This window comes from Streptosporangium sp. NBC_01755, from assembly GCF_035917995.1.
Classification (GTDB): domain Bacteria; phylum Actinomycetota; class Actinomycetes; order Streptosporangiales; family Streptosporangiaceae; genus Streptosporangium.
Map to the genome: position 1 here is coordinate 7,587,866 of NZ_CP109131.1, position 23,556 is coordinate 7,611,421.

Sequence of the window (23,556 nt, forward strand, 5' to 3'; positions counted from 1 at the left end):
GGGGAGAAAGAAGAGAGGAGAGGGTCAGGGGAGAGCGGGGCCTGGGGTGGGAACAGGGGAGGCAACGACCGGCTGGCGGGTGAGCTCGGCCAGCGGCGGCGCACCGGGCCGGGTGGGCAGCAGCCGCGCGTGCAGCCCAGCCTCCTCGGCCACCTGCCGCAGCCCGAAGGGAATCCATCGGTAGGAGTCGTGCACCAGGCGTAGCGGGATGTCCTCGTCGTCGAGGTACACCCGCCAGGTGGTGTGCAGCCGCATCGTGGCGGGGGCGTCCTGGTCGGGGGCGCCGGAGAACCACCATTCGTAGCGGTGGTGGCCGGCTCGGGCGGTGGCCATCCGGGTCTCGGGAAGGAGTAGAGGCTTTTCCATCCCCATGAGTTCGACGATGACGACGCCCTTCGGGGACAGGCGTCGCAGCAGGCGCTCCCACAGCCGTCGGCGTTGCCCGGCGTCCAGGTGGCCGAGTACACCGCACAGCAGGACGGCGCTGACGTGGTCGGGCAGCTCCAGCTCCGGAGCGGCGTCAGCGGTGATCGTCACCCTGGGGCGCAGGTACGGGTCGCTGAAGACGCGGCTGGTCAGGACGGCCCGCATGCCGGTGGCCGGTTCGCAGGCGAGGATCTCCGCGTCGGGCCGGGCCCGGGCGACGGCCTCGGTCAGCAGGCCGGTACCGGCTCCGATGTCGAGCACCGGTCCGTGTGAGAGGTCCGCGCCGGCCAGTGCCCGTGCGACGGCGGGAGCGCTCGCGCCGGCGGTGTGTTCGGTGGCGATGAGATCGAAGAACTCGGCCGACGGCGTGTACGGAGGCGCCGCCTCGGTGTCTGCGGACGACTCCGATGGGGGGGCCGGCCGGGATCCGGTGTCCGTGGGGGGTTCGGGGGAGGGGATCGGTTTTCGCGCTTCAGCCGGGGCCGGCGGAGCGGGGAACAGCTCGCCGGCTGGAAGGGGGTGTGGCGCGGGGGGCCTGATGATTTCCGGTGGCCCGAGTCGTGCGGCCAGATCGGACCAGATGCGGCACATCGTCAGGTCGTACTGCGCCGCCCGCAGGACGTCTTCGCTGTCGGTCACGGCCGCTCGCAGCCCGTCGAGCGCGCGGCCGACGGCCTGGGGCCACAACTCGGTGAACACCTCGCGGAACGTCCCGGTGTCGCCGATGACCGAGGTCGTCGTGAGGTCGAGGTCGTCGGTGCCCGGCCCGTCGAGTACGAACCGGCGGTCGGCGTCCCGGTTGACGTGCAGGCGTGGGCTCCACAGCAGCGGCCCGTGGGTGTCGGCCAGGGTGAGGACCCCACCCTCGGTGCCGAGCGATACCCGGTGCCAGTGCAGGGCGTGGTTGTCGCGGTCGGCGGGGTCGAGCTGGTGGTGGACTCGCACGGTCAGCGCTACCCCGCCGAGGACTCCCTGCAGGAGGCGGAACGGCTGTGTGCCGACCTCCGCGGGCAGGGTCAAGGGGTCGGTGAACCGCCAGGGGCGCAGCGAGCCGAGGGCTCGCCCGAGGATGTCCACCATCGGTTGCATCAGGTGGACGGGGGTGGCGGCGTCGATGAACAGCGGCTTTTGGCGGGTGGTGAGCCTGCGGGCGGCCTGGATGAACGCGCGCACCGGCTCGACGTGCGGGTAGTGCGTGTTGAGCCGGTACTGCACGCGGTGGCGTCGGGCGAGTTTCAGGCACTCGGTCAGCTCGTCGAGATGAACGGGGTGTTCCTGCAGGACATGGAGGCCGCGGCCGATCAGGGCCTTGGCCAGTGCGGTTCCCTCTCCTCCCGATATCGATGAGCCGACCACGACGCACGCCGCGTCGATGTCATCCGGTAGCTGGTCGACCTCGGTGTGGTGGGGGATGCCGAGGCGCCGCGCGTAGGCGCGGGAGGCGGCGGAGCCGCGGCTGAGGATCGCGGCCAAGGTGTAGCCGGGGTGGGCCAGGACGGCTTCGGCGTAGAAGCGGCCGAAGTTGGTGCCGCAGACGACCATCCGCAGCGGGGGGTGCCCGTTCACAGGACGCCCTCCTCGGCCGGATCGTCGGCGCACGGCTCATCGGCGGACCTGGACAGCTCGAACCGATCGACGGCTCCGCCGCCGCGGAGCCAGTCGGCGACGGTGTCCGGGTCGAGCACATCGCAGGCGAAGTGCACGCCGGGCGGGACGGTCGCGCGCAGGATCGCGTCCACGGCCAGCGCCCCGACGGCGGCGGTGAGCCGGTAACTGCTGGCGGTGTGTACCGTCAGCCGGCGCCACGCGGGCCGGCCGGCCGAGGTGCCGGTCAGCTGGAAGTCGAGTACGTAGTAGGGCGTGCGCCCGGCCAGGTCGAGGTTGGCGGCCAAGATCAGCCGGGCGGCGAGTTCGCCGAGGTCGGCTCCCGCAGCGAGGCGGCCCGGCAACAGGTTCAGCAGGGCGCGTACCTGCGGGCCGGGGTGGACGTTGAACCAGTCCACCCGATCCAGCCCAAGACGCGTGGCCAAGCGTTCGCTCTCGCCGCTGAGGAAGGGCTGCACGGCCACCCGGCCGGGAAAGCAGGGGATTTCGGCGTCCTCGACGGCCCGCAGCGCCCGGGAGAGGCGGCGCCCGCCGCGGACGGCGGCCAGCGGTTCCCCGTAGGCGGCGCCGTTCGCGCCGCCCGCGGTGAGGGAGAGCATCAGGTCGACGGCCACGGTCGGGGAGCAGGACTCCAGGCCGCCGCAGTGAGCGGTCAGCGCCGATACCTCGTCCAGGTCCTGGCGGGCGAGCCAGCGCGGCAGGATGGCGGACAGGCCGGGCAGCGCTCCCGCGGACAGGATCACACTGCGGCCCTCGCGGGCCGGGTCGCCGTCGTTGAGCAGGTCTTCGGCGGCCGGGTCGTCGCCGGCCACGTCGACGCAGTGCGCTCCGGCGGCCAGCGCGGCCGAGGCCACGGTGGCCCTGAGCCGGTAGGTCGGGCCGACGCAGTTGAGGACAACGTCGCATCCTTGTGCGAAGGCGGCCAGGCTCGCGGTATCTTCGACGTCGGTCCGGACGATGTCGCCGCGGCCGGCGAGCTCCTGGTCGGCCACGGCCCGCAGCGCGTCCACCCGGCGCCCGCCCAGGCGCAGCGCGCCGTGGCCGAGGTCGCGCAGTTCGCGGACCGCGGCCCGGCCCACCGCTCCGGAGGCGCCCAGCACCCCGATGATGCGCGTGCCGTTCATCGGGTCACCGCGCCGTTGGTCAGCTCGGTGAGGATCTTCAGCACCGCGGGGGCGTGCTCGGCCGACAGGCAGCTGAAATGGTCGCCGCCGATGTCGACGATCTCCAGGTCGCCCAGGGTGAGCTCCTGCCAGTACTCGGTGACGGCGGCCTTGCTGCCGGGGAACGGGTAGGCGCCGTCGTGTCGCAGGAAGGTGATGTCGCCGGCGTAGGGTTCGGCGGTGTAGCGGGTGATGGCGAAGACGCTTTGGCGGTAGGCGGAGAACAGCCGGGTCATGTGGTCCGGTTCGTAGCTGCCGGCCGAGGCGGGTACCGCCTCGCACATCCGGGCGATGCGCGTGGCGCGGGGTACCGTGGCCAGGTTCCGGAAGCAGGCGGCGACGTCGGCGTACTTTCCGGTGAGGGCGGCGAGTCCGCCGTCGGGCAGGACGCCGGGGCTGCCGGCCAGCACGGCGTCGGTGGCGGCCGCCACTCGGTACTGGTCGTCGGGGAAGCCGAGGTCGGCCGGGTCGATGCCCATCATCACGGCGAAGGAGTACTCCGACAGCAGTTCGTCGTCGAGGCGGAACCTCGGGCTGTGGCTGCTGATGACCGTCAGGCTCTCCACCTGGGCGCCGGACTCGGCCAGGTTGCGGGCCACCTCGGTGGCGATCAGGCCGCCCAGGCAGTACCCCACGATGTGGAAGCGCCTGCCGCCGCCCGCGGTCAGCGCGCGGGCGTAGTCGGCCGCGAGTTGCTCGATGAGCCCTTCGGGCGGGGCGGCCAGATAGCGGTCGAGGCCGGGGACCTCCAGGCCCACGACGTCGGCGACTCCGGGGGAGCGCCGCCTGATCTCGGTGACCAGCGCCCGGTACGGCATGATCGTCCCGGTTCCTGCGTGGACGAGGACGGTGGTGGGCTCGTCCGCCGAACGGGCGCCGTGCAGGTGGATGACGGGATCGACGGGCGCGTCAGGCCGGTCGGCCGGAGACTCGCCGGTGAGGCCGCGCAGGAAGGCGGCGAGGCCGGCCACCGTCGGGCGCCGCAGCATGTGCCTCAGCACGACCTCCCACTCCAGGTCGGCGGCCTGCGGTATCCGCTCTCGTAGCCGGCCGACCATGCGGGCGACGAGCAGGGAGTCTCCGCCCAGGGCGAAGAAGTCGTCGGTGCGGCCGACGTGCTCCACGGCCATCAGTTGCGCCCACAATTCGGCGAGTTTGCTCTCCAGTTCGTCCATCGGCCGCTCGTCGGCGGCCGGAGCCGCCTGCGTGCCCTCGCGGGGCAGCCAGGAGCGCAATTGGTTGCGGTCGGTCTTGCCGTTGGCCGTGCGGGGCAGGGCGTCGACGATCTGCCACAGCGACGGAACCATGTACTCGGGTAGCCGGGTGGACACACCGCGTGTCAGCTCGCCCGCCGTGACGTGGGCGCGGTCGGCCTTCAGGCGGGCGAGGAAGAGTTCCTGGCCGGTGGCGGCCAGCGGGTCGCCCACTTCGGGAAGCGAGACGACGTCCACCGCTTCGTGCCGGTCCAGCAGGTCCAGCCATTGTGGCCGGGTGAGGAAGGACTGCCCGTTGTGTGCCCTGTGGTCGGTCCAGGTGCGTCCGGCGACCTCCAGGAACTCCATGGACACCAGCAGCGGGTAGTGGTCGTCGCGGGTGTTTTCCACAAACACCAGGTGGCCGCCGGGTACCAGCAGCTCACGAAGCCGGGCGAGTGTGGCCTCGGTGTCGCAGGCGGCGTGCAGGGTGTTGGCGCACACCACGACGTCGAAGGAGTTGGGGATGAATCCCTGTTCGCGGATGTCGTTGTCCACGTCGAGGCGTTCGTGGCGCACCCAGGGGTGGTCGGCGAAGCGCTCGCGTGCCTCGTTGAGGAAGAACGCCGACGGGTCGGTGAACACGTAGTCCACGCCGTATTCGGCGAGGAGCGGCACCAGTTCGCCGGTCGTGCCGCCGACGCCGCCGCCGACCTCCAGCACGCGCAGCCGCTCCTCGCCCGCGTGGTCGGCGGCGATCTCTCGCACGGCGGCCACCAGGGCTTGGTTGAGGTGGCGGATGGCCAGGTTGTCACGGTAGGCGGCGTCGGCGGCCTCCGTGGCCGCCCCGGGGAAGAGCAGCGCGCGGATGTCGAGGTCGCCTGAGATGAGTTCGGGCAGCCGGTCGGCGCAGGTGCGCATGACCTCGAGCAGTTCGGTGCTCCAGCCGACCTCTCGCTCCAGTGCGGTGGCGCGCTGCCAGGTGTGCTCCAGATCTGCTGCGGAGGTCGGGTGCAGCCCGCCGAAGGTCGCGGCGGCGTCGTCGTGCGACAGCCGGCCCCGGCTGGTGAGTGCGCGCAGCCAGCGGCGTAGGACATGGCGGTGACGCGGGGTGGAGCGCAGCGCGGTGTAGATCTCCTCGGCGGTGTGCCCGGCGGTATCGGCGAACAGGCCGGCGCCGGTGAGCACCCGGCTCATCACCGAGAGCGCGACCTCGTCGAGCGTGTCGAGGAAGGCGGTCAGCCGTTTGCTGTCGATCTTGGCGGAGGCCTCGTGTACGGCGTGCGCGGCGGCCTGGCGTGCGCGGGTGGCGGACGGGGGGGCGGGTTCGTCGGACCCGTGGTGTGCTGTTTCGACGAACGCGGCCAGGCGGCGCCCGCCTGAGGCGGAGTCGTCGACCAGGACCGCCCCCACGCCTACCGAGGGGTGTGCCTGTAGGGCGGCCTCGATCTCGGCGAGTTCCACCCGGTAGCCGCGGATCTTCACCTGGGCGTCCTCGCGGCCGAGGAACTCGATGTCCCCCTCGGGCAGGTAGCGGCCCAGGTCGCCGGTGCGGTAGATCCGTTCACCGGTGGCCGGATCGGTGATGAAACGTTCCGCGGTGCGGGCCTGGTCGCCGAAGTAGCCCATGGCCACTCCGGCTCCGCCGATGTACAGCTCACCGGTGACCCAGTCGGGCTGGGGCTGCAGGGCGTGGTCGAGTACGGTGAGGCGCTGGTTGGTCAGCGGACGGCCGTAGGGGATGCTGGGCCGGTTGGTGTCCACCGCGCCGACGGGGTGTGCGATCGACCAGATGGAGCCCTCGGTGGCGCCGCCCAGGGAGATGACCTCCAGGCCGGGCAGGATCGTCCGCGCCTCGTCGGGCAGGGTGATCGGGATCCAGTCGCCAGACAGCAGGGCCAGGCGCAGCGTGCCGTCTTGGCCGGGAGGCTCCGAGCGCAGCCAGTCGCAGAGCATCTGCAACTGGCCGGGCACTGAGTTCCACACCGTGATGCCGTGGGCGGAGATGAGGTCGGCCCAGTGAGAGGGGTCGCCGCGGCGCCCGGCCTCGGGCAGTACCAGCGTGCCGCCTGCCGACAGCGGACCGAAGATGTCGTAGACCGACAGGTCGAAGCCCAGCGCGGCGATGCCGAGGACGCGGTCGTCACCGGTGAGGGCGTAGCGGTGGTTGATGTCCTGGACCGTGTTCAGGGCGGCCCGGTGGCTGATCATCACGCCCTTGGGCGTGCCGGTGGAGCCGGAGGTGTAGATGATGTAGGCCAGATCGTCGGGGGCGGCGCGGCGCGGCGGGGCGGCGTTGGGCGCGACGGCCTCGGGCAGCCGGTCCACCACGACGGCCGACACGCCGTCCGGTAGATCGTCGATCTCCGCCAGCCAGGACTGGGTCAGCACGGTACGGACGGCGGCGTCGGCGAGGATCGTGTCGCGGCGGGCCGGGGGCTGCGCGGTGTCGACGGGCAGGTAGGCGCCGCCGGCCAGCAGCGTGCCCAGCACGGCGACGACCTGCTCCCAGCCCTTGTCCATCCAGATGGCCACCGGTTCGGCGGGGCGCAGCCCGGCTGCGACCAGCAGGTCGGCCACCTGCGCTGCCCGTCCGAGCAGCTGACGGTAGGTCAAGGCGCGGTCCGGGGACTGTACCGCGACCGCGTTGGGGGTGGCCAGGGCACGGGCCAGGACCGGCTCGTGAAGCAGTGAGTCCGGCAACGGGCCCTGCGTCGCGTTGACCTCGATCCGGCGGGCAGCCTGCGCCGCGGGCAGTTCGACGCGGGCCGGCTGCTCCCAGGCGTCCTCGGCGTCGGCGCCTTCGGCCGCCAGCAGTTCGACCAGCGTGACGTAGGCGCCGAACATGTCCTCGGCGACGCCGTCGGGCAGGGCGCCCTCGCGGATGTCCCAGGACATGACCAGCCTCTCGCCCCGCTCCATGACCTGGCAGTCCAGCCACACCTGCGGAGTTTGGGTGAGTGCGTAGGAGACCTCCGGCGGGATGCCGCCCGGTGCTCCGGCGCCGCCCAGGGCGCTGGTGAAGACGACCGGCATCAGCACGGGGGCGCCGGCCCGGCGCGACAACTCGGCCAGCACCTCCGAGCCGGTGAACAGCGGGTGTTGCAGGTCTTCCAGCAGTTGGGCGCCGGTCTCCCGGACCCGCTCGGTGAAGGAGGCCGGCGCGGTCAGGTCCACGGCGAGCAGCTCCACCGAGGTGAAGTCACCGACGAGGCGGCCGATGTCCTCGTGCAGCGCCGGGCGGTCCACGGTCGGCACGTTGAGGGTGAAGCGCGCGGTGCGCGACCAGCGGCCGACGATTTCGGCGTACGCCGTGAGCAGCACCGTGGAGACGGTCAGTCCGCGTCGTCCGGCGCGCTCGGTCAGGCGCTGCCTGGCGGCCATCGGCAGCGGCCGCTCCAGGCGGCGGAAACGGACGTCACCGTCGTCTGGGTGTTCGGTGGCGGCCCAGGTCTCGGCGGTCGGCAGTTCCGGCGGGGGCGGCAGCTCCTCCAGCCGCGCCGTCCAGTACTCCCGGTCCCGCAAGTAGGCGGGGGTGTCCGTCAGGGCTCGCCGGGCCAGGACGTAGTCCCGGAAGGTGATGCCGAGCGGGGCCGGTGCGCCGGTGCCGTCCCGGTACAGGTGGTGGAACTCGGCCAGCAGGATGCGCAGGCTGGCGTGGTCGACGGTGAGCATGTCGAACGACAGGTGCAGCACGGCACGCCCGGGGACCCGGGTGATGTGCACGTCGAACAGCGGCCAGCGGTCGGTGGGTCCTCGGCGCAGCGACATCCTGGCGCGGGCGTCGTTCAGGGCGGCGTCGGCCTGCGCCGTGTCGGCGGTAGCGGTGTCGGTGACGCGCAGCTCGGGGGTCTGCGGCAGCACCTGCTGGTATCCGTCGGTGTGGACGACCGCGCGCAGCATGTCGTGCCGTTCGATCAGGTGCTGCCAGGCGGCGGTGACGCGGTCGGTGTCGAGTTCGGCGTAGTCCAGCTCGACGTAGGCGTGGCAGGCGACACCGCCGTAGGCGTAGGCGTCGGCCCGGCCGATCAGGTAGGCGGCCTGGATGCCCGTCAGGGGGAAGGGGTCGTGGCGGCCGGCCTCGTCGTGGTGCAGGGGGCGGCTGTTCTGCTCGTCGGCCAGGTGTCGCAGGATCGCGTCCTTGTGGGCGCGCAGCTCGGCGCGCCGCTCGTCGGTGAGGAAGCCCTTGGGTGCCCGGAAGCGCAGTTGCCCGTCCTGAGCCCACACGACCACGCCGTCACGTGCGTATCCGGCCAGCAGCTCGGTGATGTTCACAGTTCTCCGATTTCGACGTCGGTCGCGCCGGCGACCGTTGCGGTGATCTCCGCGCCGAGCGCGGCGATGGTCGGTGCGGCCAGGAGGGTGCGGATCGTGATGCCGGTCCCGAAACGGCGTTCGATCGCTGACACCAGGCGGATCGCGGACAGGCTGTCCCCGCCGGTGGTGAAGAAGTTGGCGTTGCGGTCCAGCGCCGAGCCGGGCAGCTGGGCGTCCCACAGCCCGGCGAGGGCGGTCTCCACCTCCCCCTGGGGCGGCTCGGCATTGGCCGAGGAGGTGTCCCGGGCGGCCAGCAGGGCCAGTTCGGCGCGGTCGATCTTGCCGTTGGCGGTCAGCGGCAGCGCGGCGAGCAGCAGCACCCGGGAGGGGATGGCGTAGGCGGCCAAGCGCTCGCCGAGCCAGCGATGGAGCCGGTCGGCAAGTCGTGTCGCGTCCGGGCCGGCAGCGTCGTGGGCGATGAGGGGATCGTCGGGGAGCTCGCGGGGAACGGCGAAGGCGACCAGCCGCCGGGCGGTGCGCTCTCCCGCGGCCACCACGGCGGCCCGGGAGATGTCCGGGTGGGCTTCGATGGCCGCCTCGACCTCGCCGGCCTCGATGCGATGCCCGGCGATCTTCAGCTGGGTGTCCAGCCGGCCGAGGAACTCCAGGAGCCCGTCCGAGCGGTAGCGGCCCAGGTCGCCGGTGCGGTACCAGCGCTGCCCGTCGTGGGTGGGGAACTTCTCCGCGGTGCGGCGCGGATCGTCCAGGTATCCCATGGCCAGCCCCGCGCCGCCGATCCACAGTTCGCCGGGCGTCCAGTCGGGGCAGTCGCGGCCGAAGCCGTCGACGACGCGGTAGCGCTGCCCGGTCAGCGGGCGCCCGTAGGGGATGGACGCCCAGCTGGGGTCCACCTTCTCGACGGTGAGGGTGTTGGACCACACCGACGCCTCGGTCGCGCCGCCCATGGCGACGAACCGGCAGGGCCGCACGGTGAGTGCCCGCAACCGGCCCGGCAGGTCCAGGCCGATCCAGTCGCCGGAGACCAGTGCGACGCGCAGCCCTCGCAGCGTTTCGCTGTCGGCTACGGCGTGCTCCGCCGCGTCCAGGAGAAGGTCCAGGAGCGCCGGCACGGTGTTCCACACCGTCACGTCGTGGCGGTGCACGAGGGCGGGCCACCGCCGAGGTTCGTGTCGGAGCTCGTCTGTGGGCAGCAGCAGTGAGCCGCCGGCCGACAGCAGCCCGAAGATGTCGTAGACCGACAGGTCGAAGTCCAGCGCGGACAGGGCGAACACGCGGTCGCCGGGGCCGATGTCGTGGCGCGTTCCGATGTCGGCGACGGTGTTCCAGGCCGCGGTGTGGGAGATCTTCACTCCCTTGGGTTCACCCGTCGACCCGGACGTGAAGATCACGTAGGCGAGTGCCTCGACCGGCACGCGATGTGCTCGCTCCAGCGGTTCATGGCTCAGCGCCTCCTGAAGGGACATCACCTGGTGTGCCCCGGTGTCGTCCGGCGTGTTGGCTCGCGGTGGTGCGGGCCGTTCGCCGAGGGTCAGGCCGATTCCCGCGGCGGTTCGTATCCGGTCGCGGCGGGCGGCAGGCTGGTCCAGGCCGATCGGGACGTAGGCCGCGCCGGCGGCCAGGACGCCCAGTACGGCCGTGATCTGCTCGGGCCCCTTGGGCAGGCTGATTGCGACGAGGTCGCCTGGCCGCACGCCGCGCTCCAGCAGGGTGGCGGCGGTGCGCAGCGCCCCGTCGGCGAGCGCGCCGTAGCTGGTGGTGCCGCCCTCGGAGGTGACCAGTGCCGTCCGGTCCGGTTCGGCGGCGGCGCGTTCGAAGAACGCCTCGTGCAGGAGCCGGGGCGTGACGGGGTCGCCCTCCTCCTCCAGCGCCACCGCCGTACGCCGCTGCCGCTGCGCGGCGGGCAGCAGGTCCGGGATCGGTGCCGTCCAGTCGCCGTCGGCCAGGTGGTGGATCAGCCGGGTGTGGGCGTCGAACATGGCGTCGAGCACGCCGTCGCTGAACAGTTCCTCCACCGCGTCCCAGGTGACGACCAGCTCGCCTGATTCCTCGGTGACCTGGTTGTCCAGGATGACCTGGGGGGATTGGGAGATTCCCCACACCTTGGGCGGGAAGCCCGAGGCCGGGTCGGACAGTCCGGCGTCGCCGACGCCGAGCGCGCTGGTGAACACCACCGGCGCGGCGGCGTCGAGAATGCCGGTACGGCGGGCGAACTCCCGCAGTAGCCAGGCGATCGGCACGTCCTGGTGGTCGAGGTCCTCGGCCTGCCGCCGCTGCAGCGCGGCGGCGGCCGACAGCCAGCCGTCGCCGGATCGGCGGTAGGCGGCCAGGGACAGGGAGGTGAAGTCTCCCAGGACGCGGTGGACGTGCGGGTGCACCTCACGCCGGTTGAACAGGGTCAGGGTCAGGGTGAGGGCGTCGGTTCCGCTCCAGGTCGCCAGGACCTCCCCGTAGGCGGCGAGCAGCACGGTGGAGGGTGTCAGGCGGTGCCGGGCGGCGCGCTCCTTGACGGTGCGCCAGGCGGCGGCGTCCAGGCGCAGCTGCCTGCGGGTGAACCTGGGCGTCTCGAGCAGTGCCGGATTGCGGTCCAGGGGCAGGGCGGGGACGGGGGGCAGTTCCTCCAGCCGCGCCTGCCAGTGGGCGCGGGCCCGTTCGGTGGAGCGGGGGTCGGCCGGAAGCTGGGTGAGGTAGTCGCGAAACGACAGCTCGATCGCCGGGAGTGAGGTGTCGGGGTCGGCGTACAGGGCGTTGAGCTCGGCGTACAGGGTGGTGATCGACAGTGCGTCCAGGACGAGGTAGTCCAGGCCGATGGCGAGCCTGGTCCGGACGGATCCCGAGGGGCCGGGGTAGCGCACCGCCGCGACGGCGAAGAGCGGCCAGTGGCCGGGGTCGCGGACCTGGCGGGACATCCGCTCGCGCAGGGCGGCGAGGGCCTCGTCGGTTCCGGCGGCGTCGCTCTCCTGGCAGTCGATCCGATACGGTGCGACGGCCTCCAGCACCTGTTGCGTGCCCTCTCGTACGACGGCGCGCAGCATGCCGTGCCGTCGGATGAGGGTCTGCCAGGCCCGCTCCAGCCGTCCCAGGTCGACCTGGGCGCCGTCGAACTCGCTGTAGTGCCAGGTTCCGACGCCGCCGAGGGTGAAACCGGGGTCGCGTCCGGTGTGGTAGGCGGCTTGGACATCGGTGAGGGCGAAAGGCTCGTAGGCGTGGCCGGGGTCAGAAGAGAGGACGGTGGTCGGTGCGGTGCTCGGTGCGGTGCTCGGGCCGGGGGTGTCGGGCCGCAGTGTCAGCAGCGCGGAGAATTCCCGAAGGATCGGGTTGGCGAAGAGCGCGGCCACGCGGGCCCCGCCGACGCCGGCGGCGCGCAGCCGGCCGATCATGCGGGTCGCGATGAGCGAGTCCCCGCCGAGCGCGAAGAAGCCGTCGCCGCGGCTCACGTCGCGCACCCCGAGGAGTTCGGCCCACACGCCCGCGACCACGGTCTCCACCGGGCCGGACGGGGCCTGCGCCGCTACGGGGTGCTCGCGTGCGGAGGCCGTCAGGACACGCCGCACGGCCGCCCGGTCGAGCTTGCCGTTGGAGGTGAGCGGCATCGTGTCCATGACCAGGACATGCTCGGGAAGCATGTAGGCGGGTAGCTGTTCGGCCGCCCGGCTCCGCAGGAGGTCGGGGTCGGGGCGGCCGCCCGTGGGCGATATGACCGACACGGCCGCCGCCAGGCGGCGGACCGGGGTCTCCAGCACGGTGGCCACCGCGTGCAGCACGTCCGGATGTTCTTCCAGTGCCGCTTCGACCTCGCCGAGCTCGATGCGGTGCCCGCCGATCTTCACCTGGTGGTCGGCGCGGCCGAGGAACTCCAGGACACCGTCCGGCCGGTAGCGGGCCAGGTCACCGCTGCGGTACCAGCGGTCGCCGTCATGGTCGACGAACCGGGACGCGGTGCGCTCAGGATCGCCGCGGTAGCCGGTGGCGACGCTTGGGCCGCCGATCCACAGCTCACCGGGCACCTGGTCGGGGCAGTCGCGTCCACGCCCGTCCACGACGCGGGCCCGCATGTTGCGCAGCGGCACGCCGTAGGGGATGGACTTCCACGAGGGGTCGACCTCGTCGACCTCGAAGACGGTGGAGTGCACGGCGGCCTCCGTCATGCCGCCGAGGGCCACGAAGCGGCAGCCGGGGACGAGGGCGCGCAGCCGGGCGGGCTGGTCGAGCCCGACCCAGTCGCCGCCGAGCAGGACCAGGCGCAGCGTGTCACCGAGTCCCGCGTCCCCGCCCGCCGCCATGAGCAGGTCCAGCAGTGCGGGAACGCACTGGACGATGCTGACTTTGTGCTCGCGGACGAGGTGTGCCCAGTGGTGGGCGTCACGCCGGTGCTCCTGGCCGACGACGACCACCTGCCCGCCGACCGACAGCGGGGCGAAGATGTCGTAGGTGGCGAGGTCGAAATCGAGGGCGGAGATCGCCAGCGTGCGGTCGCCGGGACCGACGCCGAACTGATCCCCCATCGCGTCGACGGTGTTGACGATGGCGCGGTGTGACACCTCCACCCCCTTGGGCAGCCCGGTCGAGCCGGAGGTGAAGAGCAGGTATGCGGCACTGTCCGGTCCGGGGTGGGCGACGGGCCCGGGGGGGAGTTCCTCGGCGTCGGCCAGGCGCAGCACGGCTACTTCAGGCAGATCGGCGCATAGATGGGCGTGAGCGTCGTCGGTGAGCACAACGGCCGCGCCGGCCATGGCGTGGATGCGGCTGCGCCGGATGGCGGGCTGCTCCACCCCGACGGGCGCGTAGGCGGCTCCCGCGGCGAGAACCCCGAGGACGGCGGCGATCTGGTCGGCGCCCTTGGGCAGGGTGATGGCCACGGTGTCGCCCTCCCGCACACCGTGGTGCCGCAGCAGGGTCGCCACCTTCCGCGCCACCAGGGCGAGTTCGGCGTACGTCAGCGCGGATCCGTCCTCTTTGACGACGGCGAGGTGGCCGGGCCGCTCGTCGGCGAGCCGGAAGAAGCGCGTGTGCAGAACGTGGCCGGGCTGCGGGGCCGCAGGCAGGGCGGCGACGGCGCGGACCGGGAGCCGGTCGGCGGCCAGCAGCGGTCCGACGGGCAGCAGCCAGGCCTCTGAGGTGGTGAGGAGGTCGGTGACCAGGCGGCGGTAGGCGTCGAAGGCCGCGTCCGGCACGCCGGGGGCGAGCACGCCGTCGCGGACGTCCCAGTTGAGAAGGAGTCCGCCGTCGAGTTCGGTGACCTGGGCGTCCAGGAAGACCTGGGGGCCCTGGGAGATGATCCACACCGGGCGGCCGAAGGTCGCCTGGACGTCCGGTGTGAAGATCTCGCCCAGGCCGATGGCGCTGGTGTAGACGATGGGCGCGAGGACGGGGGCGCCTTCGAGGCGCGCGAGGTCGCGCAGCACCTCGACGCCGCCGTACGCGCCGTGGGCGACCCCCGCCTGCAGACCGTCCTGCAGCAGCCGGGCTTGTTCGGTGAAGGGCAGGGCGGCGCTCATGTCCGCGTCGAGCAGGACGGAGCCGCTGAAGTCGCCGATGAGGCCGGCGACGTCGGGGGTGAGCATCTCCCGGTCGAACAGCGGGAGGTTGAGCAGGAAGCGGTGGGTGTCGCTCCAGGCGGCGATGACCTCGGCGAACGCGGTGGCCAGGGCAGCTGCGGGGGTGATGCCGTGCAGGCGTGCCCGGGCCAGGAGGGCGGCCTTGGCGTCCGGGTCCAGCCAGTGGTGCAGACGCCTGGAGTGGGTGAGCGCGGAGTCGGCCGCCGACACCGGCCGCAGCGGATCCACCGTCGTGGGCAGCCGGGGCGCCCGGGGAAGATCGGGGAGCCGGTCGCGCCACCACCGGGCGGCCCGCTCGCGTTCCGCGCCACGACGCCGAGCGTGTTCGGCCAGGTAGCGGCCGTAGTCGAGGCCGAAGGCGGGCAATGACACATCGGGGCGCTCATACAGCCGGTGCAGGTCGGTGAGCAGGACGCGCAGGCTCAGCGCGTCGCCGGCCATCATGTCCAGGTCGAGCTGGAGCCTGGTTCGCCCGCCGGGCAGCAGGCACAGGGAGACCCGGAAGACCTCGCCCGCCGCGATGTCGAGGCGGCCGTGGGTGTGGCGCTCGCGCAACGTCTCCAGCGTGTCGGTGACCTCGTCGGCGGGCAGCTCCCGCAGGTCGTGGACGACCAGGCCGGTGCCGGGCGCGCCGTAGTGCTGGCGGCCCTCGTCGTCGAAGCGGGCCCGCAGCATGCCGTGCCGCTCGCTCAGAGCGCGCAGCGCCCCCTCGAGCCGTACGGGGTCCACTCCCTCGCCGTCGAGTTCGACGTAGAAGTGGGCGGCGACGCCGCCCAGCGGCTGGCCGTCCTGCCGGCCGATCCAGTAGGCGTGCTGCATCGTCGCCAGCGCGAACGGCGCCTCCTCGTCGTAACCGGTGTCCGGGGTGAGGGCGGGGGAGGGCATGTCGATGGAGGCCTGCTGTGCCCTCTCCGTCAGCAGGGCGCTCCAGGAGCCGAGCACCGGGTCCTGGACCAGGTCCCGGAAGGTGACGGCGATACCGCGGCGACGCCACTCGCCGGCGAGTCTCATCACGGCGAGGGAGTCGAGACCGAGCTCGAACAGGTCGCGCTCCTGGTCGATCTCGTCCGCCGGTATCTCCAGCGCCTGAGCGACCGCCTCGCGTACGTCGTCCGGCGCGAACGCCGGTGCTTGCGAAGGCGGCTCTGCGGGGGTCGACGGCTGCTCTGGGACGGAGTGTTCGTCACTCAAGGGTGGGTTTCCCTCCGGTGTGGGCTCGGATGTTCGTGGTGCTTGCCTGTGGCGTTGCGTCAGCGGAAGGACGTGCCGATGGAGCAATGCAGTAAAAATGGTTATCATTTCTACTCGTGCATCCTAAACGGATGAACGAGGCATATGCCACTCCCAGCGGGAGACGACGAAGGGGATCGCCATGACCCAGCCCCAGACCCAGACCCATCCGGTCTGGCCGGACGCCGACGCGGAGCGTTACCGCCGCGCCGGCTACTGGAGTGGCCGGACATTCGGCGCGCACCTACGTGACTGGGCCGCGCAGCGCCCGCAGCGAACCGCGCTCGTCGACGGCGAGCGCCGCTGGACCTACGCCCACCTGGACGCCGAGGCGAACCGGCTCGCGCACGGACTGCGGCGGCTGGGCCTGCGCAAAGGCGACCGTGTCGTGGTCCAACTGCCCAACTGCGCGGAGTTCGTCCAGCTCTGGTTCGCCCTTCAACGCCTCGGCGCGGTACCCGTGCACGCCATGCCGGGACACCGCCGCGCCGAGATCGGCCACCTGGTTCGCATCTCGGGCGCGGTGGCCTGCGTCATCCCCGACCGGCACGCCCGCTTCGACCACCGCGGGCTGCTCCGCGACATCCTCACCGACCAGGCGGAAAGCGGCACGCTACGCCACGTGGTGGTGGTCGGCGACCCGGGCGCGCACCGGGACTTCATCCGCTTCGCGGACCTGGCGGACGACGCCCCACCCGTCGCGACCGACCCGGAGGATCCCGTCGCCGGCGACCTGGCGTTGCTGTTGCACTCCGGCGGCACCACCGGCCTGCCCAAACTCATCCCGCGCACCCACGACGACTACGCCTACAACGCCCGCGCCGCCGCCGAGATCTGCGGTCTCGACGAGGACTCCGTCTATCTCGCCGTCCTGCCGATCGCCTTCAACTTCACGCTGGCCTGCCCCGGCGTGCTGGGCACTCTGGCCGCCGGCGGTACCGTCGTCGTGTCGCCCGATCCGAGCCCGCAGACCGCCTTCGCGCTGATCGAGCGCGAGCGCGTGACCATCACCTCGCTCAGCCCGCCCCTGGTCCCGTACTGGATGGAGGAAGGTGCCCGCGGCGGAGCGGACCTCGACAGCCTCAGGGTGCTCCAGGTCGGGGGAGCGCGGCTTGCCGACGACGTCGCCCGCAAGCTCGGCCCCGCGCTGGGCGTGACGGTCCAGCAGGTCTTCGGCATGGCCGAGGGACTGATCAGCCTCACCCGCCTGGAGGACTCCGAGGATCTCATCTGTACCTCCCAGGGGCGCCCGATCTGCCCGGACGACGAGGTCCTCATCGTCGGCCCCGACGGCCGGCCCGTCGCCGACGGTCTCCCCGGCGAACTGCTCACCCGGGGCCCCTACACCCTGCGCGGCTACTACCGTGCGCAGGAGCACAACCGCGTCGCCTTCACCCCCGACGGCTTCTACCGCAGCGGGGACGTCGTACGCCGGCTTCCCTCCGGCCACCTGGTCGTCGTCGGACGGATCAAGGACCAGATCAACCGCGGCGGCGAGAAGATCGCGGCGACCGAGGTGGAGGAGCACCTGCTCACCCACCCGCTGATCACGGAGGCGGCACTGGTCGGGGTTCCCGACGAGAAGTGGGGCGAGCGGTCGGTGGCGTTCCTGGTCTGCGCCGGGCCGATCCCGGGGACGCGGGAACTGGCCGCCTTCCTCAGAGGGCGCGGGCTGGCGGAGTACAAGGCACCCGACCAGGTGGCAGGAATCGCGGCCATGCCGCTGACCGCGGTCGGAAAGATCGACAAGAAGGCCCTGGCCGGGACGCTCTCACCGACATGACAGGGCCGGGAAGGGGAGAGGGCGGCCCGCGCCCCCTCCCCTCACACGCCTGCGGCGTCTCCTTCGCCCCTGCCTTCTGCGGCTACACCGGGTCTCGTGCCGGGCCCACCCGGGAGCAGCCAACCAGTTCCCGTGTCACCGCGTGCTCCGGCCGGGCGAACACCCGGCCCGGTGGGCCCGACTCGACCACCCGCCCGCCGTCCAAGACGACGACCCGGTCCGCGTACCGTGCCACCTCGGTCAGGTCATGGGTCACCAGCAATACCGTCAGCCCCAGCGTCCGGCGCAACGAGGTCAGCAGGTCCAGGACGCCGGCCCCGATCTCCGGGTCCAACGCCGAGGTGATCTCGTCACAGACCAGCACCTGCGGCGCACCGGCCAGGGCCCGCGCCAGGTTGACCCGCTGGCGCTCCCCGCCGGACAACTCGCCTGGCCGGCGTGACAGGATCGCCGGCGCCAGGCCGACCAGCCCGAGCGTCCTGCCGGCCTCGGCGGCGGCCTCCTCGGCTGACATTCCTCGCAGGCCGGTCAGCGGCCGCATCAGGGCGGTCCGCACGGACTCTCGCGGATTGAGCGCCCCACGGGAGTCCTGGGCCACCAACTGCACCGCACGGCCGCGCCCCGAAGCGACAGGCGGCCCGTCGAACCCGTCCCTCCAGCCGGCCGTGCCCCGCACCGCGCGATGCAGGCCGACCAGACAGCGGGCAAGGGTGGTCTTGCCGGAACCGGACGGCCCCACCACAGCTGTGCACGTGCCGGCGGGGACGGTCAGCGAGACCTCGTGCAGGACGACTCTGCGGCCGTGCGCGGCCGACAGGTCGCATACCCGCAGCTCGCCCCGGTTCTCGCCAACGGCCGTCCGGGGAGCCTCGGCATCCGCACGGTCGGCGGGCGCGGTGACGTGCGGCCCGACCGGCAGTACCGTCCGCGGCGGGCCGGAGGCGGTGATCCGCCCGTCGTCCAGCCGGATCACCTCGTCCGCCAGCGCCGCGACCCAATCCGGGTCATGACCGACCAGCACCGCCGTGCGGTCACCGTCTCGCACCAGTTCGGTCAGCAGTTCACGCATCTGGTGGGCCAGCACGGTGTCCAGGCTGCCCGTCGGCTCGTCCAGGACCAGCAGTCGCGGCCTGCCCGCCAGGGCGGCGGCGAGTGCCACCCGCTGCGCCTGCCCGCCGGAGACCTGATGGGGACGGCGCCGCAGAAACGCCCTGTCGGCCGGCAGCCGTACCGACGACAATAGCGACCGGACCTGCCCGGCGACGTCGGAGAGTCCAGGTGAGCGCAGCCGTACCGCCTCCGCGACCTGTGCCCCGATCCGTAGCGCGGGGTTGAGGGAGGCCGCCGGATCCTGCCCCGTGAACGACACCACCCGGCCACGCAACCGGCGGGCTCCCGACCGGTCGAACGGATCGAGACCGGCCACCCGCACCGTGCCGGAGCGCCGTTCCAGGCCGGGGCGCACGTGGCCGAGCAGGCTCAGCGCCAGGCTGCTCTTGCCGGAGCCTGACCGCCCGACCACCCCCAGCACCCGCCCGGAGGCGAGGGTCAGCGTCGCCTCCCGCAGAACGGGGAGGCCGCCGCCGACCGGGGCCAGCGTCAGCCCCGTGACGCGGAGCAGTTCCTCGCCGTCCGCGCTGGTCATCGCCGCTCCCCGGATGCCGCGTCGGCGAACCAGTCGGCCAGCAGGCCGACGCAGACCGAGAGCAGCACGATCAACAGGGTGGGCGCCAGGAAGGGCGCGACCGTCAGAGAGGCACCGGGTATGTTCTCGTTGATCATGCGTCCCCAGTTCGGGGCCGGCGCGCCGCGGCCGAGACCGAGGAAGCCGGCGGTGGCGGTGAGGTGGACGGACGCGACCAGCCGCAGGGCCGTGTCCGCCAGTGCCGGTCCGGCGATGTTGGGCAGTATGTCGTGGCCCAGCACGGCCCATCTGCTGTCGCCACGGGCATACGCCGCCTCCGCGTAGCCGGTGACGACGACCTGCCGGGTGGCCGCGCGCAGCACACGTACCGAGAACGGAGTGGTGGCCAGGGCGACGGCGGCCACGACCGCCAGGTCGCTGCCGGGGAAACCGGCCGCCAGCACGAGAATGAGCAACAGCGCGGGAAGCACCGCCAAGGCGTCCACGAGCCGCAGCACGAGATCGCCGACGCGGCGGGGCGCGAGCCCCGTCAACACACCCGCGGCCATTCCCGCGGCTCCGGCGACCAGCGTCGCGCCGAGCCCGGTGAGGACGATCACCCGCCCTCCCCACAGCACGCGGCTCAGCACGTCCCGGCCCAGGACGTCGGTACCCAGCAGATGGATGCCGTCCGGTGACCGAAAGGGCGTCCCCAGCTGCTCGGTCGGGCTGTGCGGAGCGATCAGCGGCCCGCACAGCCCGACCACGACCACGAACAGCGCCCCGGCCCCGGCGAGCAGCGGCAGCCATCGGCGGCATGGTCGCAGCAGAGAGCCGCCCGCCCGCAGTCGTCCCTCCCGCATCAGGACACCCGTCATCGCCGATCCCCGCCCACCGGATCGAGCAGCCGTCCACAGATGTCGCCCAGCAGCAGGATCAGCAGCATCACCGCGGCCAGGGCCGTGGCGATGCCCTGCACCATCGGTATGTCCCTGGCCGCGACGGCTTGTTGAAGCTCGCGACCGATACCGGGATAGTCGAAGACACTCTCCACGACCACGGCCCCGCCGACCAGCACACCGGTGATGAGCGTGAGGGCCTGCACGGCGGGACCGACGGCGTTGGGCAGCACATGACGCAGGGCCAGGCGCAGGCCACGCACCCCGTTGAGCCGGGCCGTCTCCACGTACGGGGAGGCCGCCACGTCCGCCGCCGAGACGCGAATCAGCCGGGTGGCCGTGGCCAGAGCGACCGCGGTGAGGGTGAGCACAGGCAGCACCAGGCTCTGCGGGGCGTCGAGCGGGGTGCCGCCCAACGGCACCAGGGATACCCGTGGCAGCAGGTCCAGTTGCACCGACAGCACGGCGATCAGCAGCGCCGCCGACACGAACTCCGGTATCCCCGCCGCGACCTGGGCGAGGGAGGAGAGCAGACGGTCGGCGGTACCGCCCGCCCGAAGCCCGGCCGACAGGCCGAGCAGCACCGCGAGCGGAACGGTGAGGACGAGGGTCAGGCCGGCCAGCAGCAGGCTGTTGGGGAGCCGGGCTCCCAGCACCTCCGCGACCGGCCGACGCCCGACGAATCCGGTGCCCAGGTCGCCGCGGACCGCGCTGAGTGCCCACTGGGCATACCGTTCGGCCACCGGCCGGTCCAGGCCGAGGGCGGCCCGGACCCGGGCGCGTTCCGCCATGGAGGCATCGGTGCCCGCCACCGCGCTGACCGCGTCTCCCGGCAGCACGGCCGTGGCGGCGAACACCGCGCCGGACAGCAGTACGAGCAGCACGGCCGCGCCGACGACCCGGCGGCCGACGAAGACCGCCCAGCTCACGTCAGGGCTGCCCGGGAAAAACCGGGGAACTGCTCGAACAGGTCGTCCTGGATGCCGGTGACCCCCTTCGCCTGGGCGTTGACGTAGGGCTTGAACACCGGCAGCACCGTGTTCCCGTCCTCCCACTGCTCCTTTTGTGCCTCGGTTCCGATCCTCTTCGCCTCCGCGGGCTCGCTCTGCGCGCGGGATTTGGAGACGAGCGCGTCGACATCGGGGCGCTTCCAGCCGAACGCCGACGGCGCGCCACCGGCCGTGCCGATCTGGTAGGTCGACAGAGCCGGGACCGGCACCTGATAGGAGGCGGCCAGCGGTAGCCGGGTGTAGGCGGCGAAGTCGGCGAAGAGCTGGCCGGCGGGCAGCTCCTTGAGCGAGGCCCTCACCCCGATCTTCTTCAGGTCCTCGACATACAGGGTCGCCACCTCGACCATGCCCGGCGTCTCCGGCCCCGTGGTCAGCACGATCTCCATCCCCTCGGCGCCGGCGGCCTTGAGCAAGGAGCGGGCCTTGTCAGGGTCGTGCGCCCGCTGCGCGAGCCCCTCCACGTAGTCGGGGAAGCCCATTGAGGGCAGGTCGTTGCCCACGGTGGCGTTGCCGTAGAACACCGTCCTCACCATGGCCTCGCGGTCCGCGGCGAGTTTGAACGCCTCGCGCACCCGCTCGTCGTCGAACGGCTTGACGTTCATGTTCATCCGGAAGGACAGGCCGACCAGGTAAGGGCTCCTGGAGGATACGAGGTCGAACTTCTCGTTGGCGGACAGCGTACGAGCGGTGACGGGGGAGAGGTCGTGCACGAAGTCGACCTCGCCGCTCGTCAGCGCACCGGCCCGGGCATCGGAGTCGGCGATCGAACGCAGTTCCAGACCGGCAAGGCGGGGTCCCTGCCCCAGGGCGGCCCCGTAGTAGTCGTCGTTGCGGGTGAAGGCGGCTCCCTGCCCGGCGGTGAACTCGGTGAGCGTGAACGGACCGCAACTCGGCATGCCGGTGGAGAACTGCTTCGTTCCGTCCTTGACGACGAGGAAATTGCCCTGGCACAGGATCAGACGACCGTCGGCGATCGGACGAACGGTCGGCAGGATCACTTTGAGGGCGCCGTCCGCCTTCGCGCGAGCGAGGTCGAAGTTGAGCGAGGCCATCCGAAACACCGGCAGCGTGCTGCCCGCCGCAAGGGTCGCCAGGGAGTGCAGGACGTCGGCCGAGGTCAGCGCGGAGCCGTCGGTGAAACGGATATCGGGTCGAAGGTGCAGGGTGTACGTGGACAGATCCTCGGACACATCAATGCCCTTGAGAATCCCGTAGCGAACGCCGTCCTCGGCGGTGGGATCGAGATTGCCGAGGGTGGCGTGCCAGGCGCGGGCTCGTACCAGGTCCAGCGGGGTGGGGCCGTTGAAAAAGTCGAGGGTCTCGGACGCGCCGCCACCGACGAAGGCCGCCCGGAGGGTGCCCCCGGCCCGGGATGTTCCGGAAGCCGCAGCGGCCTTCGGTGACGCGGTGGAGCCATCGGCGGAGCAGGCGGTGATCAAACCAGGCCCGGCGGCCAGAGCCACGGCGGTCAGGGCTCCCTGGCGGAGGAAACGACGGCGGTCGAATGGGCGGGACATGGTTCTCCTTGATATGGGGGCACTGCGGTGGTGGGTGTTCGGGGAGCCGGGCTGCTCATGAGGCAGACGCGTGCCGCCTCAGCGGCTCTGGACGGGGGCGGGGGCGGAAAGCGGTTCGGTGGGCGACCGCCGAGCGTGTCTTCTCAGCGGGCCGTGCTGTCGCCGACGGTGACGGCACCGGACGGGCACCGACGTGCGGCCTCTCGCACGGCGGCGTGCAGAGAAGGGGGCGGAGTCTCGTCGAGAAGGACCACCAGCCCGTCGGTGCCCTGATCGAAGACCTCGGGGGCGGCGAGCACGCATTGTCCGGCGCCGACACAGACGCCCGCCTCCACGGTCACCTCGATACCTGACCACTCGGAATCGGTCTCGAGCGGTCCCGGGTCGATTGCCAAGATCCCTTCCCTTCCCTGAGCTGGACTGTCATGCCGTTGCCCTTGACCGCGACGAGTAGGAAAAGCAGTGGTTGCACGCGTCGGCCGAACCGGGTGCGGAGCCGGCGTTCGATACAGGCTAGTGGAAATGATAACCATATTTATACTCTTGGAGGCTCGCCTGTTGTCCGCCGACTCATGGGCTGGATCAATGGGATCGGCGAGTCCCACGTCCGCTCTGTTGCTGCGTCATCTCGGCCGGCGGCCTCAGCCTGACCACCGCACACCGGTGTGTTTGTTGAGGGTGCGCTCGGTCTGCGCGACCAGTTTGGGGGGCGGCGCGGAGGCGGTGGCCGGATCGGGTTGACAGTCGGCAGTTCCCGGGGCCGGGGCCTTAACCCGGGTTCGCCGGTTGGAGGAAGGCCGCGCAGTCACCGCAGATGCCGTATACCTCTTCGACGCGGAAGCCGTCTGGTCGTTTCTTGGTCGCCTCTTCTGTCACCAGGCCGCAGGTGCGGCAGATCAGGTGGTGGTGCCGGGTGGGGCCGCAGATGCGGTAGGTGGTCTCGCTTGTTTGGGTGAAGGCGTGGGCGAGTCCTGCGTCCACGAGTGAGGACAGCGCTCGGTACACGGTTGTCAGGCCGACGGTGTTGCCTCGTCCCAGGAGTTCGCCGTGCAGTTTCGCGGCGGTGATGGGCTGGGCTTCGGTGAGTAGTACCTCCAGTACCAGTACGCGTTTTCTGGTTGCCCGGATGCCGGCTTCGTTGAGTCGGGTGTGCCACCACGGCACCTGTTGCATGTCGATCGCCACTCCAGCTTGACAATGGTTTTCACTTTCTACAGGGTTGTCCACGAAAGCACCAGGTTGAAATGAAAACCGTTATTGATCTAGGAAGGTC

Annotated in this window: 11 protein-coding genes; 1 reads left to right on the top strand and 10 read right to left on the bottom strand. The window is 71.9% G+C overall.

Features of this window, described 5'->3' with window-relative positions:
- Window positions 1–24 precede the first annotated feature (24 nt).
- The 4 genes from OG884_RS34860 to OG884_RS34875 are packed head-to-tail and all read right to left on the bottom strand — an operon-like array spanning window position 25 to window position 15,411.
- Window positions 25–1,992: a Gfo/Idh/MocA family oxidoreductase gene (locus OG884_RS34860; protein WP_326639975.1), complete on the bottom strand. Its 1,968-nt coding sequence runs from the start codon at window positions 1,990–1,992 to the stop codon at window positions 25–27.
- Window positions 1,989–3,155: a saccharopine dehydrogenase NADP-binding domain-containing protein gene (locus OG884_RS34865; protein ID WP_326639977.1), complete on the bottom strand. Its 1,167-nt coding sequence runs from the start codon at window positions 3,153–3,155 to the stop codon at window positions 1,989–1,991. The genes OG884_RS34860 and OG884_RS34865 overlap by 4 nt, the downstream gene beginning before the upstream one ends.
- Window positions 3,152–8,662 (bottom strand): non-ribosomal peptide synthetase, encoded by a 5,511-nt coding sequence (locus OG884_RS34870; RefSeq protein WP_326639979.1) that lies wholly within the window; start codon window positions 8,660–8,662, stop codon window positions 3,152–3,154. Before OG884_RS34870 ends, OG884_RS34865 begins: the two co-directional genes overlap by 4 nt.
- Complete coding sequence (locus OG884_RS34875) at window positions 8,659–15,411, bottom strand: non-ribosomal peptide synthetase (protein WP_326639981.1); 6,753 nt, start codon at window positions 15,409–15,411, stop codon at window positions 8,659–8,661. Before OG884_RS34875 ends, OG884_RS34870 begins: the two co-directional genes overlap by 4 nt.
- Before the next feature lie 181 nt (window positions 15,412–15,592).
- On the opposite strand from OG884_RS34875, the gene OG884_RS34880 reads away from it, so the two are divergent.
- On the top strand, window positions 15,593–17,233 hold the full coding sequence (locus OG884_RS34880; protein WP_326639982.1) for a (2,3-dihydroxybenzoyl)adenylate synthase: 1,641 nt from the start codon (window positions 15,593–15,595) through the stop codon (window positions 17,231–17,233).
- An 82-nt stretch (window positions 17,234–17,315) separates the two neighbouring features.
- Here OG884_RS34880 and OG884_RS34885 read toward each other — a convergent pair whose 3' ends face one another.
- The 6 genes from OG884_RS34885 to OG884_RS34910 form a co-directional block, all read right to left on the bottom strand.
- Window positions 17,316–18,878 (bottom strand): ABC transporter ATP-binding protein, encoded by a 1,563-nt coding sequence (locus OG884_RS34885; RefSeq protein WP_326639984.1) that lies wholly within the window; start codon window positions 18,876–18,878, stop codon window positions 17,316–17,318.
- The gene (locus OG884_RS34890; RefSeq protein WP_326639985.1) at window positions 18,875–19,735 is read right to left on the bottom strand and encodes an ABC transporter permease; all 861 of its coding nucleotides are present in this window, start codon (window positions 19,733–19,735) and stop codon (window positions 18,875–18,877) included. The genes OG884_RS34885 and OG884_RS34890 overlap by 4 nt, the downstream gene beginning before the upstream one ends.
- Window positions 19,732–20,685 (bottom strand): ABC transporter permease, encoded by a 954-nt coding sequence (locus tag OG884_RS34895; protein WP_326639986.1) that lies wholly within the window; start codon window positions 20,683–20,685, stop codon window positions 19,732–19,734. The genes OG884_RS34890 and OG884_RS34895 overlap by 4 nt, the downstream gene beginning before the upstream one ends.
- On the bottom strand, window positions 20,682–22,283 hold the full coding sequence (locus tag OG884_RS34900) for an ABC transporter substrate-binding protein (RefSeq protein WP_326639987.1): 1,602 nt from the start codon (window positions 22,281–22,283) through the stop codon (window positions 20,682–20,684). The genes OG884_RS34895 and OG884_RS34900 overlap by 4 nt, the downstream gene beginning before the upstream one ends.
- Before the next feature lie 143 nt (window positions 22,284–22,426).
- Complete coding sequence (locus tag OG884_RS34905) at window positions 22,427–22,678, bottom strand: ferredoxin (protein WP_326639988.1); 252 nt, start codon at window positions 22,676–22,678, stop codon at window positions 22,427–22,429.
- A 373-nt stretch (window positions 22,679–23,051) separates the two neighbouring features.
- On the bottom strand, window positions 23,052–23,510 hold the full coding sequence (locus tag OG884_RS34910; RefSeq protein ID WP_326639989.1) for a Fur family transcriptional regulator: 459 nt from the start codon (window positions 23,508–23,510) through the stop codon (window positions 23,052–23,054).
- Between the last annotated feature and the right edge of the window lie 46 nt (window positions 23,511–23,556).

Coding starts and splice junctions, on each gene's coding strand:
- OG884_RS34865 (WP_326639977.1), bottom strand. CDS start 3,155: ATGAACGGCACGCGCATCATCGGGGTGCTGGGCGCCTCCGGAGCGGTG.
- OG884_RS34880 (WP_326639982.1), top strand. CDS start 15,593: ATGACCCAGCCCCAGACCCAGACCCATCCGGTCTGGCCGGACGCCGAC.
- OG884_RS34885 (WP_326639984.1), bottom strand. CDS start 18,878: ATGACCAGCGCGGACGGCGAGGAACTGCTCCGCGTCACGGGGCTGACG.
- OG884_RS34890 (WP_326639985.1), bottom strand. CDS start 19,735: ATGACGGGTGTCCTGATGCGGGAGGGACGACTGCGGGCGGGCGGCTCT.
- OG884_RS34900 (WP_326639987.1), bottom strand. CDS start 22,283: ATGTCCCGCCCATTCGACCGCCGTCGTTTCCTCCGCCAGGGAGCCCTG.